Source organism: Pseudoalteromonas sp. CST2, from assembly GCF_028599385.1.
In the GTDB taxonomy this organism is placed as follows: domain Bacteria; phylum Pseudomonadota; class Gammaproteobacteria; order Enterobacterales; family Alteromonadaceae; genus Pseudoalteromonas; species Pseudoalteromonas atlantica.
Genome location: NZ_JAQREO010000017.1, coordinates 32,792 through 46,494 on the forward strand (window position 1 = coordinate 32,792; position 13,703 = coordinate 46,494).

At 41.1% G+C, this 13,703-nt stretch carries 17 protein-coding genes; 11 read left to right on the plus strand and 6 right to left on the minus strand.

Annotated features, from left to right (window positions below; genetic code table 11):
• Positions 1 to 34 precede the first annotated feature (34 nt).
• From dapF to PSH41_RS17645, 7 genes are read left to right on the plus strand one after another with little or no spacing between them, the layout of a single operon-like run.
• Positions 35 to 865 carry a diaminopimelate epimerase gene (gene dapF / locus PSH41_RS17615; protein ID WP_004588980.1) on the plus strand — a complete coding sequence of 277 codons (831 nt, stop codon included), beginning with the start codon at positions 35 to 37 and terminating at the stop codon, positions 863 to 865.
• Positions 862 to 1,473, plus strand: coding sequence for a DUF484 family protein (locus tag PSH41_RS17620; RefSeq protein WP_024032071.1), 612 nt, complete (start codon positions 862 to 864; stop codon positions 1,471 to 1,473). Before dapF ends, PSH41_RS17620 begins: the two co-directional genes overlap by 4 nt.
• Positions 1,470 to 2,414: a tyrosine recombinase XerC gene (locus PSH41_RS17625; RefSeq protein ID WP_273589744.1), complete on the plus strand. Its 945-nt coding sequence runs from the start codon at positions 1,470 to 1,472 to the stop codon at positions 2,412 to 2,414. Before PSH41_RS17620 ends, PSH41_RS17625 begins: the two co-directional genes overlap by 4 nt.
• Positions 2,415 to 2,424: 10 nt before the next feature.
• On the plus strand, positions 2,425 to 3,132 hold the full coding sequence (locus tag PSH41_RS17630; RefSeq protein ID WP_004588983.1) for an HAD-IA family hydrolase: 708 nt from the start codon (positions 2,425 to 2,427) through the stop codon (positions 3,130 to 3,132).
• 24 nt (positions 3,133 to 3,156) lie between these two features.
• A complete protein-coding gene (locus PSH41_RS17635) occupies positions 3,157 to 4,257 on the plus strand; it encodes a retroviral-like aspartic protease family protein (RefSeq protein ID WP_273589745.1) in 1,101 nt (366 codons plus the stop codon).
• A 24-nt stretch (positions 4,258 to 4,281) separates the two neighbouring features.
• Positions 4,282 to 5,583 carry a hypothetical protein gene (locus PSH41_RS17640; RefSeq protein WP_273589746.1) on the plus strand — a complete coding sequence of 434 codons (1,302 nt, stop codon included), beginning with the start codon at positions 4,282 to 4,284 and terminating at the stop codon, positions 5,581 to 5,583.
• A gap of 37 nt (positions 5,584 to 5,620) precedes the next feature.
• Positions 5,621 to 5,977, plus strand: a complete 357-nt coding sequence (locus PSH41_RS17645; protein WP_029773753.1) for a HopJ type III effector protein — start codon at positions 5,621 to 5,623, stop codon at positions 5,975 to 5,977.
• A gap of 15 nt (positions 5,978 to 5,992) precedes the next feature.
• Here the strand turns inward: PSH41_RS17645 and PSH41_RS17650 are convergent, their stop codons facing one another.
• Together PSH41_RS17650 and PSH41_RS17655 are read right to left on the minus strand one after the other, a co-directional pair.
• A complete protein-coding gene (locus PSH41_RS17650) occupies positions 5,993 to 6,400 on the minus strand; it encodes a GNAT family N-acetyltransferase (protein ID WP_273589747.1) in 408 nt (135 codons plus the stop codon).
• Between the two features lie 41 nt (positions 6,401 to 6,441).
• Complete coding sequence (locus PSH41_RS17655) at positions 6,442 to 6,747, minus strand: DUF6482 family protein (RefSeq protein ID WP_004588987.1); 306 nt, start codon at positions 6,745 to 6,747, stop codon at positions 6,442 to 6,444.
• A gap of 90 nt (positions 6,748 to 6,837) precedes the next feature.
• On the opposite strand from PSH41_RS17655, the gene PSH41_RS17660 reads away from it, so the two are divergent.
• The 3 genes from PSH41_RS17660 to PSH41_RS17670 all read left to right on the plus strand — a co-directional run bounded on the left by PSH41_RS17660 (position 6,838) and on the right by PSH41_RS17670 (position 9,228).
• Positions 6,838 to 7,530 (plus strand): pseudouridine synthase, encoded by a 693-nt coding sequence (locus PSH41_RS17660; RefSeq protein ID WP_273589748.1) that lies wholly within the window; start codon positions 6,838 to 6,840, stop codon positions 7,528 to 7,530.
• A 102-nt stretch (positions 7,531 to 7,632) separates the two neighbouring features.
• A complete protein-coding gene (locus tag PSH41_RS17665) occupies positions 7,633 to 8,007 on the plus strand; it encodes a BlaI/MecI/CopY family transcriptional regulator (protein WP_004588989.1) in 375 nt (124 codons plus the stop codon).
• 9 nt (positions 8,008 to 8,016) lie between these two features.
• The gene (locus PSH41_RS17670; protein ID WP_273589749.1) at positions 8,017 to 9,228 is read left to right on the plus strand and encodes a M56 family metallopeptidase; all 1,212 of its coding nucleotides are present in this window, start codon (positions 8,017 to 8,019) and stop codon (positions 9,226 to 9,228) included.
• Between the two features lie 73 nt (positions 9,229 to 9,301).
• Here the strand turns inward: PSH41_RS17670 and PSH41_RS17675 are convergent, their stop codons facing one another.
• The gene (locus PSH41_RS17675) at positions 9,302 to 9,685 is read right to left on the minus strand and encodes an MAPEG family protein (RefSeq protein WP_248452098.1); all 384 of its coding nucleotides are present in this window, start codon (positions 9,683 to 9,685) and stop codon (positions 9,302 to 9,304) included.
• Between the two features lie 254 nt (positions 9,686 to 9,939).
• Here PSH41_RS17675 and PSH41_RS17680 point away from each other — a divergent pair, with 254 nt between their 5' ends.
• Positions 9,940 to 10,818, plus strand: a complete 879-nt coding sequence (locus PSH41_RS17680; RefSeq protein WP_273589750.1) for a DMT family transporter — start codon at positions 9,940 to 9,942, stop codon at positions 10,816 to 10,818.
• 81 nt (positions 10,819 to 10,899) lie between these two features.
• Here PSH41_RS17680 and PSH41_RS17685 read toward each other — a convergent pair whose 3' ends face one another.
• The 3 genes from PSH41_RS17685 to PSH41_RS17695 form a co-directional block, all read right to left on the minus strand.
• Positions 10,900 to 11,217 carry a DMT family transporter gene (locus PSH41_RS17685; protein WP_004588993.1) on the minus strand — a complete coding sequence of 106 codons (318 nt, stop codon included), beginning with the start codon at positions 11,215 to 11,217 and terminating at the stop codon, positions 10,900 to 10,902.
• Positions 11,217 to 12,749 carry a bifunctional GNAT family N-acetyltransferase/carbon-nitrogen hydrolase family protein gene (locus tag PSH41_RS17690; protein ID WP_029773759.1) on the minus strand — a complete coding sequence of 511 codons (1,533 nt, stop codon included), beginning with the start codon at positions 12,747 to 12,749 and terminating at the stop codon, positions 11,217 to 11,219. The genes PSH41_RS17685 and PSH41_RS17690 overlap by 1 nt, the downstream gene beginning before the upstream one ends.
• Positions 12,750 to 12,837: 88 nt before the next feature.
• Positions 12,838 to 13,686: an MBL fold metallo-hydrolase gene (locus PSH41_RS17695; RefSeq protein ID WP_273589751.1), complete on the minus strand. Its 849-nt coding sequence runs from the start codon at positions 13,684 to 13,686 to the stop codon at positions 12,838 to 12,840.
• Positions 13,687 to 13,703: the final 17 nt, after the last annotated feature.

Here is a 13,703-nt window from a genome sequence, read left to right on the forward strand (position 1 = left end):
TGATTAGCGCAGAGCAAACCCGAATTAGAGCGCTATGTTAGTTAATTTTTCCAAAATGCACGGCTTAGGCAACGACTTTGTTGTAATTGATAACATTACACAAAATGTATTTTTGTCTCGCGATCAAATCAAAAAACTGGCTGATCGCCACTTTGGTATTGGCTTTGACCAATTACTTATGGTTGAAGCCCCTTACTCCCCTGATCTCGACTTCCATTACCGTATATTTAATGCCGATGGCAATGAAGTAGAACAATGCGGAAATGGCGCACGCTGTTTTGCCCGCTTTGTGCGCATGAAAGGCTTAACTAACAAGCACAAAATTAGTGTCTCGACTAAGTCGGGCAACCTCACGCTATATATAGAAAAAGACGGCCAAGTGACGGTAAACATGGGCCATCCTAATTTTGAGCCTGCTAAAATCCCGCTTAAAGCCAGCAAGCGAGAACTTACTTATATAATAAGAGCTCAAGAGCACACTGTATTTAGTGGCGCTGTGTCTATGGGTAATCCGCATTGCGTGTTAGAAGTTGACGATATAGCTACCGCACAAGTTGAGGTGCTTGGCCCGCTGCTTGAAAACCACGAACGTTTTCCAAATCGTGCCAATATTGGCTTTATGCAGGTGGTCTCGCAAGATCATATTAAACTTAGAGTGTGGGAACGCGGCGTTAGTGAAACCCTAGCGTGTGGCACGGGTGCCTGCGCAGCAATGGTAATTGGCCACATTCAAAGCAAACTTAACACCACGGTACAAGTTGATTTACCCGGCGGCACATTACAAGTACGTTGGAGCGGCGAAGGCCACCCTGTCCGCATGACCGGCCCAGCCGAGCATGTATTTGATGGGCAAGTTGCCTTATGAGCGAGCTAACAAAAGAGCAAGTCGCTGAGTATTTAGCGCGCCACCCTGATTTTTTAATAGAGCAGCCAGAGCTGCTTGCACAACTTGAGTTACATCACAAAACGCAAGGCGCCACCTCGCTTGTGCACATACAACAGCGCCAATTGCGCGAGCACAATACTCAGTTAAAAAATCAAATACACAGTATGAGCGAACACGCTACGCAAAATGAGCTAGTGTATCGCTTGTTTAGCCAATGCCACCGCCAACTGTGGACAAACTACGACTTTAATACGCTTGCCGCAAATTTGCGCAATATTATTTGTACCAGCCCACACATTAGCGAGTGTAGGTTGGTTAAATACAACAACACTTTAGATGGGCTTATTGAGCACCGCCTTAGCCAATTTGGGCACTACTTAGGACGCGTTAATCAACAAGAGCGTGAGCTATTATTTTGCGAAAACACGCAATCATCTGCTATTTATCTTATTGGTTGCGCTGAAAAACCCGTCGCTATATTGGCCTTTGGCAGCCATGATGAAAACCATTTTGAACCCGCACAAGATAACCTATTCGTGCTTGATTTTGTTCATGCATTGCAACTTAGGCTGTTGGAATTGGCATGAGCGACGAGACGCCTAACACTGAGCAATTAAGTGAGCATTGGCGTACACCCATTCATTTATTTAGTGACTATTTAAAGTACGAAAGACAGTACTCAGAGCACACTGTAAATCAGTATGTTAGCCAACTAAACTTTGCCGCCCTGTATTTTAGTAAATTATGTGATGACTGGTTTGGCGTACAAGGCGAGCATATTCGCCGCTACAGCATGGCGCTTCGTTCAAAGCAATTAAGCGGACGCACCATTAGTTTAAAATTAAGCTGCATTCGTAGTTTGTATAAATTTTTAAAAGCCAAAAACATTGCTCAGCACGCGCATTATCATAACCCAGCACAAGGCATTAAAGGGCCTAAATTTTCTAAGCCTTTACCTAAAAATCTCGATGTAGATCAGATGGCAAGCCTATTAGAGATTAACGATGACAACCCATTAGCCATACGAGACAAAGCTATGATGGAGCTTATGTATTCATCTGGGCTGCGTATTAGCGAGTTAGTTGGCACTAACTTACTAGATATAAACGCTGCAAGCGGCGAAATATTAGTCAAAGGTAAAGGTAACAAAGAGCGCCTCATTCCCGTGGGTCGCAAAGCGCTCACAGCGTTAAAAAATTGGCTCAACATACGGGGGCAATTTGCAAAGCCTGACGAAATGGCGGTGTTTTTAAGCAGTAAAAAAAATCGTATTTCGGTTCGCCAAGTTCGCTTACGCATGCAAGAGTGGGGAATAAAACAAGGCATTAGCTCACAAGTGCACCCGCATAAACTTCGCCACTCGTTTGCCTCTCATATTTTAGAATCATCTGGCGATTTACGCGCTGTGCAAGAATTATTAGGGCACAGTAGTTTATCGGCTACGCAAGTATATACGCATTTAGATTTTCAGCATTTAGCAAAAGTGTACGACAACACTCATCCGCGTGCTAAAAAACAAACCGATTAGGAATGTAATTATGATCCGATTTAATCGTGCTCCTCGCCCTTTTTCAGTTATGAGCTTTGATTTAGACGACACCCTGTATAACAACCACCCTATAATAAAAGCCGCGGTTAAAGCCCAGCAAGATTATTTAAACGCGCTACCCAGCTACTTACAACAAGGCCCAAAATACTGGCAACAATGCCGCAACGAGGCTGTATTACAGTTACCAGAGCTTGCTGATAATGTAACTAAATGGCGCCAACATACGCTTCGCTTAGCCCTTTCAAAGCTAGATTTAAATGAGCAAGAGGTAGAGCATCATGCCGATGCTGCCTATAACGCTTTTGCCGATGCGCGCAGTAAAATAGTGGTAACCGACGACGTACTAAAGCTGCTAGATAACTTAGCCCAGCACTTTACGCTGGTTGCAATAACCAATGGCAATGTTGAAATTGAGCGCTTTAACTTACGCGATAAATTTGCGCTAGTATTGCAAGCTGGTATGCACGGTAAAGCCAAGCCCCACGGTACACTGTTTGATAAAGCTGCCGCGCACTTAAACGTGGCTAAAAGTGAAATTTTACACATTGGCGATAGCCTAGATACCGACGTACAAGGCGCTAATAATGCAGGCTGCCAATCGGTTTGGTTAAACGACCAAGGTGCGGCTTATCACTACAAAGGCCTTGCCGATGTTGAAATTGCGAATATTCATGCCTTAGCGCACTTTATCAAATAGCCTAAATAGAACGAAGAGGTTGCAATGAGCCATTATACCAAGCTAATTACCTTGCTATTAATAGGCTCGCTTAGCCTAAACGCTTACTTATTGTGGCCACAAAAACAGCCTGTAGTTGGCACACAAAAAATCCACAGCGGCAAGAGCATCAAAGCGCCAAAAAGTAACCTGCTCAGCCAAGCTCAACAGCAATTTACACAACACAAATTTGATGATGCTCTAAATACGTATCAGCAACTAAATCTAAGCGCTCCAAAAAAAGCACATACTTTATACGCTTCGTGGGTAGCACAACTAAAGCAATGGCTAAACACAAACCTACCGCTTAGCGAGTCATTGTTAAATGCACTTTTAAATAAAGACCCTTACAATACCGAATTACTCACTTTACACGTTGATTACCTAGTAAAAAGCGGGCAACGGCAAAACGCAATTATTGCGCTATTTGAGCTCTACCCATTATTAAACAAGCACCAACAAGGCCCTGTAGATAGGCGCCTTGTGCATTTAACGACTAACGAACTGCATAGTTTGAGTGAGCAGCAAAATTGGCAAACAATTAGTGAACAAACTCAAATTTGGCTGGACTATCAAAACGACAATAGCCATTTTTTATACGCACTCGCGCATGCTTATTATCAACTAGAGGACTTTATTAGCGCCTTAACAACTATTGAGCGCATGCCATCAAACCACCCACTACAAGCCGAAGTAACTGCCTTATACGCAATGATAGAGAAAGCTCAATCGCAAGATGACTTTATTGCGCTTACCCCCTACGGCGCACATTACTTAATTAGCACCGAGCTAAATAGCTCAATTAAAACAGAGCTAATGATAGATACCGGCGCAAGTATTACTTCTCTTTCGAGTGACGTGCTTAACCAACTTTCACCCAGACCACTGTATTTAGGCGATGTAACCGTAAACACGGCGAATGGGCAAATTAGAGTAAAACGCTACCAAATTGAGTCGTTTAAAGTAGGGGTGCAAACTATTTACGGTTTTGAAGTGCTCAGTATTGAAAACACCCGCGGCCAAGGTTTGTTAGGAATGAACTTTTTATCTAGATATAAATTTAATATAAATCAACAAACAGATGAGTTAGAGTTGAGTGCTAAATAAACAAAAAATAATAAAAGGAAGTTTATGCGTACTCTACTATTTACACTACTTTGTTTTTGGCAATGTACTGCTCAGGCAACAAATTATTTTGTAAAAGACAAAAGTTGTGAGGCTATTTCACCCGAAATAGAAATAAGCCTTAGCGCTACACTGAGAGATTTAGATAATCATCAAAGAAAAAGACAAAACCTTAGAAAAAAAGCGCTGAATAAGTATAGCGAACAGTACAATCAACAGCATGAGCAACTATATGTAGAGGAACGCTTTACTACAAATAGCAGCCACTCTGCTGAAACTCCTACAATAAGCAGAGCCCAAAAAAAATTACATTACCTTATTAAGCTCACCCCTTCAAAAAACTGCAATCAACAAGTCGCTATGACTAGCGAGCTATTTATTTCTGGAATGCACAAGCACAGCTTCTCAAATACCATTGAGGGGAATGCAATTGATGTCACTTTAGACATAAACAGTTCCTCTAAGTTTACTCAATTTAACAACCCCCTCATCACCCCCACTAACTTTTTTGGACTCCAATTTGGCAGTAGCTATGAGCAGGTATTAACGTCTCTCGGACTTGCTAGTTTATCGCTAAGCGATAGCAATAACGCAATACTTGTATATGGAAGAAATCATGCTTTTCACTTTAAAAACAATGTATTTATAGGTTATCAGTTCCATGAAACGCTACTACCTATGGTGATAAATAATGAGCTTTCTTTGGCAAATGAAAAATTACAAATAAGCACCGGTACAGATCAGGCTATTTTCTTAGATACAGATTTAACCCAACCAGCAATTAATAAATTAAAAAACAGTTTTGATGAAGTGGAAACCGCATCTTATAAAGTATCCATTAACAAGTCAGAGCAAAGAGTTGTTGGTATATCGCACGGTGAATTAGTTGAACATATAAAGAGCAACACTCAATGCTATAACGGCACAATATTGGCCGATGAATACTTAAAAAAACACAAAAATAGTAAAACGCTTAAAGTAGTTAATGAAAATCATGACAATATAATCATTACTCCTTGTTATGAGTTTATATATGAAGGCAACGGCTACATTTCTAAATTAAAGCTTCTGGAGCCCTTTTCAACCGCTAAAATTAAGCTCGCTGCATTAGCTGGCTATATTAACCAAAGTACACAGTGGAACTTATCAGGTGTAAAATACAACGACCCCGTTGCAAGCCTTGCTAAGTTAGGCGATTACGACGAGTTCTTTGACTCAGCAGAATTTACTTCTCAACACTGGGATGGCTATTTTTATATTTATGACGGAAAGCTTTTAAGCGCAGAGCTTACAAGCAACGACTATTAATTTTTCTCTTTGAATCTTCTGTTAGAAAAGGACAAACATGTTATTAAACGATTTTTTACAGCAACTTGCAGACAACCCTAAAAGCATACAATTTAGCGATACCATGGCGGTAATAGAAGCTAATTACGATTTTACCGCGTGTGGATTTAATAACCACGGCTTACTTAGCTCTGCAAGCGAGAACAATGGCTCGTGTAAAATTTTTGCGTTTGCTAAATTAAACGATTTAAGCAAGCAAAATACATTGGATTGCTTTGGTAAGTTTTACCGCGAAGACGTACTACAAAACCCTAAAGGCGATGATCACATGAACATTCGCACGTTTATGTTAGCGCCAGAAGCGACTCCATTTTTAGGCCTGAGCTTTGATGGTGAGCCACTAAAAGAGAAATAACATTAAGCTACTAAATTAAAGCGTTTTTTCCATAAAGTAACGCGTACCAGATCGCGGATAGTTGTTAAGCTGATACTTAACCAAGTATCCGCGCTTTTCATAAAAAGGCTTGGCCTGAAAATCGAGTGTATCGAGCTGAGCGGTCGTTGCACCTAGTTTAGCAGCTGATTGTTCAAGTGCCGTTAGTAACTTATCTGCAAGCCCTTGACCTCGCGCTACATCGCTACACCAAAGCCAACTAATCATCAGCCAATTTCCAAACACACACCCACTAATACCTGCAACAAGCTCACCTTGCTCATCAACAAATTTATAGCCTAATAGCACTCTTTGCGCATCAAAGTGCTGCGCGTTAAATTCAACTATTTTAGTGCGAAGCGCTGAGTTTAACGCATCGGTATTATCTGCTTTTAATTGATACATGTACCGCCCTTAAAGAAGCAGATACTAGCAAACAAACTTAATTAAAAAAGGTTATTTTTTCCATAAGGTACTTCTAGCAAATTGCTGCTTGTTTTTTCGGGTTGGCCGCACATTTCATCGTAAGCGCTAGTATGTCGCAGTACCATTTCGGCGTAGGCTATTTTTTCAAAACGTTTTTGAATATGCAGCGGGCTGAGCGCTTTAACAAACTCGCCATTTTCTTCAGTAACGTAATACTCTACGTTATTTATAATGACAGACACCTGATAGAGCGCCATTTCAAGGGAGTGCGCGACCACTTTTTGTAATGGTTCGTGCTTTTTTAACTCAGAAAATTTCATACCCATAACAATCGCCTTTTAATAAAAAGTAACTTTATAGATACGCACCTTTGCTATAATCGCGATCAAATTATTACATCACTGCCTTTTAAGCTTATGAGCAATAAAATTCGACTCGCTAAATACATTGCTCACGCTGGTGTGTGCTCACGAAAACAAGCATCGCGCTTAATAGATGAAGGGAGAGTAACGGTAAATAATCGCCCTGCTAATCATATTGATCACGTTAATGAGCAAGACGACGTAATAGTTAATGGCCAAGCAGTTAAAGGAGCTGCCGATTTGGTTTATTTTGCGTACCATAAGCCTATAGGTATTGACTGCAAATTAAATGAAAGTGACCCTACGAGCCTTATTCACCATTTACCTACCCTCACTCGGGTTTACCCCATTGGCCGATTAGATAAAGACTCTCGGGGCTTACTTATTTTGACCAACGACGGAGATTTTTGTAATCAACTTATTCACCCTGACTTCCACCAGCCCAAACGTTATTTAGTCACGGTAGATAAACCTATTAATAACGCGTTTTGCGAAAAAATGGCCGCAGGAATCCCCGTAGATAAACAAGTAACCTTACCGTGTGAAGTAACAAAAATAGCTGACAACCAGTTTAGTATTATTTTAAAGCAAGGGCTTAACAGACAAATACGTAAAATGGCGCAGTACTGCGGCTTTAAAGTAATTGATTTATATCGGGCACAATTTAGCGAACTTGCTCTTTCAAGACTAAACCTACCTGAAAACCACTATATACAAATTAATAAAACAGATATTTCAAAAATCTAATACCAAGTCACTTAATTACACCATAAAAAGTTAAAAAATAACCTTGCAAAAATAGATTACAGGTGTAGTCTTAATTTAAAGATTACACTTGTAGGCAATGAAATGATTGAATTATCAAAAGCAGAATTCGACGTGCTTGATGCGCTTTGGATTAATTACCCAGCAACCGCCAGCCAAATTATTGAGCGCTTAAGCGATGACAAACAATGGCACGAAAAAACCATTAAAACCCTACTGGGTCGATTAGTTAAAAAAGGCGCACTGACCTTTGAAAAAGACGGCCGCCAATATATTTATACCCCTTGTATGGAGCGCGCCGACTACACATTAAAAGAAAGCAAAAACTTTATTGAGCGTTTTTTTAGTGGCCGTATAGCGCCGCTGGTAAGCGGGTTTGCTAAATCAGAGCAGCTTTCGCAGCAAGATATAAACGAGCTAAAAAAGGTCATTGATGACTGGGAAAAAAACCAAAAGTAAGGAGTGGCTATGGATATTCAAACCCTGTTTAACTGGTTACTAGAGCAGCAATTATTACTCAGCATAATGCTTGGCGGGTTTATTATATGTGAGCGTTTTAGTTTAAAGCTGCTTGGCCCAAGCTTTGTGTATAAATTAGTATGCCTAATCCCCGTGTCGTTACTGGTTGCAAATTTACCAAGTAACATTAAGCCACTACAAAATAGCGCCATTAGCCATTATTTAATAACGCCTAACCAGCCCCTTATTAATAACTTAGGCCTAAATTGGGCCGTGCTTTATGTAGTGGTTAGCCTAGCGCTGTTTAGCATAGCGTTTGTTGTGCATATTCGCTTTATAAAAAATCTGCAGCTCAATTATTTAATTAATAGCGAACACACTCTAACCTCACACATTAAAACCTATACCAGTAATCATATTGCATCGCCAATGGTGGTGGGTATTTTACAAAGTAAGCTCATACTGCCTAGTAATTACAAAACCCAGTTTGATAAAGCCACTTTGGCACTTATTTTAGAGCATGAGGCTGTGCACATAAAACGCAAAGATAACCTAATAAATGCCCTGCTGTTACTGACTACTATTTTAATATGGTTTAACCCGCTCGCTTGGATGGCTTACGCAAGCTTTAGACGCTTGCAGGAGCTAACTTGTGATCAGCGGGTACTTGCCAATAAAACCATACAGCAACACATTTTATACAGCAAAGCCTTAGTTAACTGCGCGGCAGCAACGCCCGCAGGCCTAATGGCTTATTCACACTACGGAGATAAAAAAACCATGTTACAACGACTTACCAATATAAAGCACAGTGGCAGCCACTCTCGCCTTGCCAAAGTTGGCTTACTACTAATAGCAACAAGCATGCTTAGCGGTTTAGCCATAGCAAAACAGCACCAAACTGAAATAACGAAAGAGGATCATATTTCACCAACAATACGCATTGAACCTGTCTACCCAGCCCAAGCCGCTAAGCAAGGCATTAGCGGCTCGGTTGTATTAAAGTACGATATAGCCGCCAATGGCAGAACAAAAAACATTAGTGTCATTCAATCTAAGCCGTCAGACGTTTTTGATAAATCAGCTAAAGAAGCGCTGGCAAAATGGGAGTATAAAATCTCTGAGGCAGGCTTTAATGATGTACTTGTACAGCTCGATTTTGCTATAAACAGCGAGGTTGCTAATACCGACTTAATAGAGCGAATTAAAGTATCGCATTAAAGCTAATGAGTGATGCAAGAGCACAAAGCAAGCGCCCTTTTAGGCCGCTTGCTTTGTGGTTTTAACAATAAAATTAAATACTCACTACAATCATGGCAATGGCAGTGCCTAAGCCAATAAACCATACAAGCGAACGTATAATATCTAAGTTCAACCAATAAAAAATGCAATACAAAGTACGCGAAACTATATGAGTAACCGCTAAGGTTTCGGTTACTGCATTTACCGAGTTAGTTCCCAGTACCACCGCAATAGCAACGGCAAACACTGCAAGTGATTCAAAACAATTTTGATGAGCAGCGAGCGCACGCTCACCAAAGCCCGTTAATTTTGCTTGTTGAGAACGCGGGTGTTTATTGTCGTATTGGCCAAGCTTTGCCATTGCAATGGCCACTGGTATTTTTGCAAAATAAGGCATTAATACAGCAAGTAATGCGCATACTACTAATGTTGTCATAATTTATTCTCTTATTTTAAAACCTAGTTATTTAACCAATACATATAACACACATACACAAAAAAGCCGCCAACACGTTTTATGACATACGCAGGCGGCTAAACAATAACATCATACTTACTATAGCTAAGTTTACCTATAAAGCAGTGCGGCATAATGTCGCAGGTGATGAATATTCACTATCACCCTTAATGCATCGCATTAATAACTAAAGATTGTTAACTTATAGACCTTATTTTTTACCGACGACCCCTATGACCTGGATCTTTTTCACTTTTTTTGCCGCCTTTATGCAAGCATGGCGAAATGCCCTACAAAGTAAATTAAGCGCACATGCAAGTGTGGCTGGCGTAACCCTCTCGCGCTTTATTTTAGCCGGCCCTATTGCTGCAGTGTATTTGTATGGTCTTTATCAATATAAAGACACAGCCATGCCTACCTTTAATAATGCCTTTTGGGGGTTTATTATTGGCGCAAGTGTTATGCAAATACTCGCCACCGGCTTAATGGTAAAGCTGTTTAAAATGAATAATTACGCCATAGGTGCAGGGCTTGCTAAAAGTGAGGCGTTAGTAGCGGCTATTTTAGGGGTATTATTTTTTGGCTCTGCGCTTAGCCTTCTTGGTTGGCTGGGTGTATTTTTAGGTGCTATTGCGGTGCTTTTACTTAGCGGTATAACCAGCGTAAAACACTTTGATGCTAAAACAGCGTTACTTGGCCTTGCCTGTGGTACCAGCTTTGCCCTTACATCGCTGTGGGTGCGTGAAGCGAGCTTAAATTCAGGGTTATTGTTTCCACACTCAGCTGCATGGGTTTTACTGTTTGTAATAAGCCTACAAACGCTTATATTACTTGGCTATTTATTACTAAAAGAGCCACGCACTATTGGCAAACTTTGGCAATATAAAGGCACCACTGCCGCAATTAGTACTTTTAGCTGTGTAGGCTCTATTGGCTGGTTTAGCGCGATGAGTTTACAGCACGTAGCGTATGTTAAAACGCTTGGTCAGGTGGAGGTATTTTTTACCATACTAATTGCTGTACTTTGGCTCAAACAGCCACTTAAAAAGCAAGATACTGCGGGCTTAATACTTATAGCCATTGCCGCTATTTTAGTAATGCTGCCAAATTGAGAACATAAAAAAGCGCAGGCTTTTAAACCTGCGCTACTATAGGCTGCTAATAACGTTTAAAGCGAGTATTAAGCGCTCTTTTTAAGAGCTAATTTTTAGCGTTATCACACCGCAAATAATCATGAGTACACCAGCAATACGGCCAAACGTGGCTGCATCACCGTAAAGTAATATACCCACTAAAAACGTACCCGCAGCACCTATTCCGGTCCATACGGCGTAGGACGTCCCCATTGATATTTGCTTTTGTGCAAGCCACAACATAAAACCACTGGCTGTTAAAAATGCAATTGCCATTACTATACCCTGCCAGCGTGTGTCGGGGTTTTGTGAAATTTTTAAACCAATTGGCCAGCCTATTTCAAGCAAGCCGGCAATGACTAAATAAACCCATGCCATTAAACATCTCTCTTTTTCAAAATTACGTCGTATAAATCTTCGCGGCGATCTTTTAAATTGCGCACCGTACCTTCGCTATGAAGAATTTTTAGCTTATCCATATCAAGGTCGCTAAATAGTAACATTTCAGTATTAGGTGTGGCTTCATTTAATGTTGCATCGTGCGGAAAAGAAAAGTCAGACGGGGTCAATACTGCCGATTGCGAGTACTGTACGTCTAGGCTTTCTACCTCAGGTAAGTTACCCACTGAGCCTGCAATAACCACATAACATTCGTTTTCGATTGCGCGCGCTTGCGCACAGTGACGAACCCGTAAATAACTATTTTTAGTATCGGTCCAAAACGGCACAAACAGTATATCAAGCCCCTGCTTGGCTAATATACGCGAAAGCTCTGGGAACTCTACATCGTAACAAATTTGAATACCTACACGCCCAGCATCGGTATCAAACACGGCAATTTTGTCGCCGCCTTGAATCACCCAATCATTTTGTTCATGCGGGGTTATGTGTATTTTTCGCTGCTCGTCTATTTTACCGCTACGGTGGCATAAGTAACTTACGTTATAAATTTTATCGTCTTCGGCAAGTGGCATAGAGCCGGTAATAATATTGGCGTTATATTCTATTGCCATACGCGACATCGCGTTTTTAAACGTCTCTGTATATTCTGCTAAATAGCGGATAGCTTCGGTTTGATTATTCTGATCGCCTAAACCCATAAGTGGCGCGTTAAAAAATTCCGGAAATAATATAAAGTCGCTTTTGTAGTCAGATACCGTATCTACAAAGTATTCTACCTGCTTTAGCATTTCGTCAACCGACTCTACACAGCGCATTTGCCATTGCACCGCACCTATACGCACTATCGATTTAGTTGATTCGAGCACGGTGTCGGTTGGCTCGTACATTATGTTATTCCACTCAAGCAAGGTGGCGTAACCTACAGACTCTTGATCCTCCGGCAGGTACTTTTTAAGTAACCGTTTTACCTGAAAGTCGTTAGAAAGCTGAAAACTTAAAATTGGGTCGTAAAGCTCTTTTTGGTCAACCTTTTCAATGTATTCCATTGGCGTCATTTCACTGCTGTGATTGTAATAACGCGGAATACGGCCACCGGCTAAAATAGCGCGCAAGTTATATTGGCGGCACAACTCTTTACGGGCATCGTATAATCTGCGCCCTAAGCGCATGCCTCGGTGGGTTTCGCTAATTGCTACATCTAAACCGTATAGCGCATCGCCGTCGGAGTCACTAAATACACGGTCGTGCCCATCGGCTATGTCTTCGTAAGTGTGAGGATTTGAAAAACGCGCGTAGTCTACTTGCACGCTTAGTGCTAAGCCCACCAGCACGCCATCATCTACAATACCTATTTGCCCTTCAGGGAACTGATCTATCAATCTAAAAATAGTATGGCTTGGCCACGCGCCACCTAAATCGGGATAAGCCTGATCCATCAAAGTTTTAATTTGCGGATACTGCTCTTTTGTTAAGTTACAAATTTCTAGGTGGGTTTTTTCTGCCGACATACACAACTCCTTTGGGCATAATAAAATAAAAGCCGAATGTACGCTAAAGTACACTCAGCTTTGTATCATGTTTTTTACGTTACGCGTACTACTTTAAGCTGCGATAAAAAAGTGTAGTCACTTTCTCTTTTGGCAACCAGCCTGCGTATTCAAGGCCAAGCTCTGCCAATGGATCGGCTTTAATTACTTGCTCTAAGCTTGCGTTATTTTGCATTGCTTTTAGCATTAAATCTTTGGCTTTTTTAACAAGTTTAGCATACGTTACCAGCCCTGAACGGTCACTTACCGGCCCATGCCCGGGTATCACTATGGTGCGCTCGTCTATTTGCTTAATAACGTCATTTACGGCTGCTAATATTCCATCAACACTGCCGCCGCTATCTACATCAACAAACGGTAAACTGCCAAAGTTAAAGTAAATATCGCCCATGTGCACTATGTTATCGTTATTAAAAAATATCACCGAATCACCGTCGGTATGTGCATGGGCGTAGTGCACTACATGGGCATGTTCGTTGTTAAAATGCAGCTTTAAATCGTGGCCAAAGCTAATGCGTGGCAAATAATCTGAGTTTGCACCGTGTTTTTCTTCTAATCGCTTATGTACGTTGTCGTGCGCAATGACATGCGCACCGGCTTTGGCAAAGTTTTCGTTGCCGCCAGTGTGGTCGCCATGATGATGCGTATTAATTACAAACTCTGCACTACCGGGTTTTAAGTCACTAATGGTTTTTTTAATGTCGTTTGAAAGCTTAGCAAATTGATCATCAATAATGTAAATGCCATCTTCCCCTACACTTGCGGCAATGTTACCGCCTTGGCCAAACAGTACATACACACTGTCGCTTAGTTTTTCTGCCGTTACCGGATTTTCATCTGCATGTGTTGCACTGCTAAGTAATAAGCCTGTTATTAATGCGGGTAGTATTTTTTTCATTTTAGTTCTCTGTTGAT

Coding starts and splice junctions, on each gene's coding strand:
- dapF (WP_004588980.1), top strand. CDS start 35: ATGTTAGTTAATTTTTCCAAAATGCACGGCTTAGGCAACGACTTTGTT.
- PSH41_RS17620 (WP_024032071.1), top strand. CDS start 862: ATGAGCGAGCTAACAAAAGAGCAAGTCGCTGAGTATTTAGCGCGCCAC.
- PSH41_RS17625 (WP_273589744.1), top strand. CDS start 1,470: ATGAGCGACGAGACGCCTAACACTGAGCAATTAAGTGAGCATTGGCGT.
- PSH41_RS17630 (WP_004588983.1), top strand. CDS start 2,425: ATGATCCGATTTAATCGTGCTCCTCGCCCTTTTTCAGTTATGAGCTTT.
- PSH41_RS17635 (WP_273589745.1), top strand. CDS start 3,157: ATGAGCCATTATACCAAGCTAATTACCTTGCTATTAATAGGCTCGCTT.
- PSH41_RS17640 (WP_273589746.1), top strand. CDS start 4,282: ATGCGTACTCTACTATTTACACTACTTTGTTTTTGGCAATGTACTGCT.
- PSH41_RS17645 (WP_029773753.1), top strand. CDS start 5,621: ATGTTATTAAACGATTTTTTACAGCAACTTGCAGACAACCCTAAAAGC.
- PSH41_RS17650 (WP_273589747.1), bottom strand. CDS start 6,400: ATGTATCAATTAAAAGCAGATAATACCGATGCGTTAAACTCAGCGCTT.
- PSH41_RS17655 (WP_004588987.1), bottom strand. CDS start 6,747: ATGGGTATGAAATTTTCTGAGTTAAAAAAGCACGAACCATTACAAAAA.
- PSH41_RS17660 (WP_273589748.1), top strand. CDS start 6,838: ATGAGCAATAAAATTCGACTCGCTAAATACATTGCTCACGCTGGTGTG.
- PSH41_RS17665 (WP_004588989.1), top strand. CDS start 7,633: ATGATTGAATTATCAAAAGCAGAATTCGACGTGCTTGATGCGCTTTGG.
- PSH41_RS17670 (WP_273589749.1), top strand. CDS start 8,017: ATGGATATTCAAACCCTGTTTAACTGGTTACTAGAGCAGCAATTATTA.
- PSH41_RS17675 (WP_248452098.1), bottom strand. CDS start 9,685: ATGACAACATTAGTAGTATGCGCATTACTTGCTGTATTAATGCCTTAT.
- PSH41_RS17680 (WP_273589750.1), top strand. CDS start 9,940: ATGACCTGGATCTTTTTCACTTTTTTTGCCGCCTTTATGCAAGCATGG.
- PSH41_RS17685 (WP_004588993.1), bottom strand. CDS start 11,217: ATGGCATGGGTTTATTTAGTCATTGCCGGCTTGCTTGAAATAGGCTGG.
- PSH41_RS17690 (WP_029773759.1), bottom strand. CDS start 12,749: ATGTCGGCAGAAAAAACCCACCTAGAAATTTGTAACTTAACAAAAGAG.
- PSH41_RS17695 (WP_273589751.1), bottom strand. CDS start 13,686: ATGAAAAAAATACTACCCGCATTAATAACAGGCTTATTACTTAGCAGT.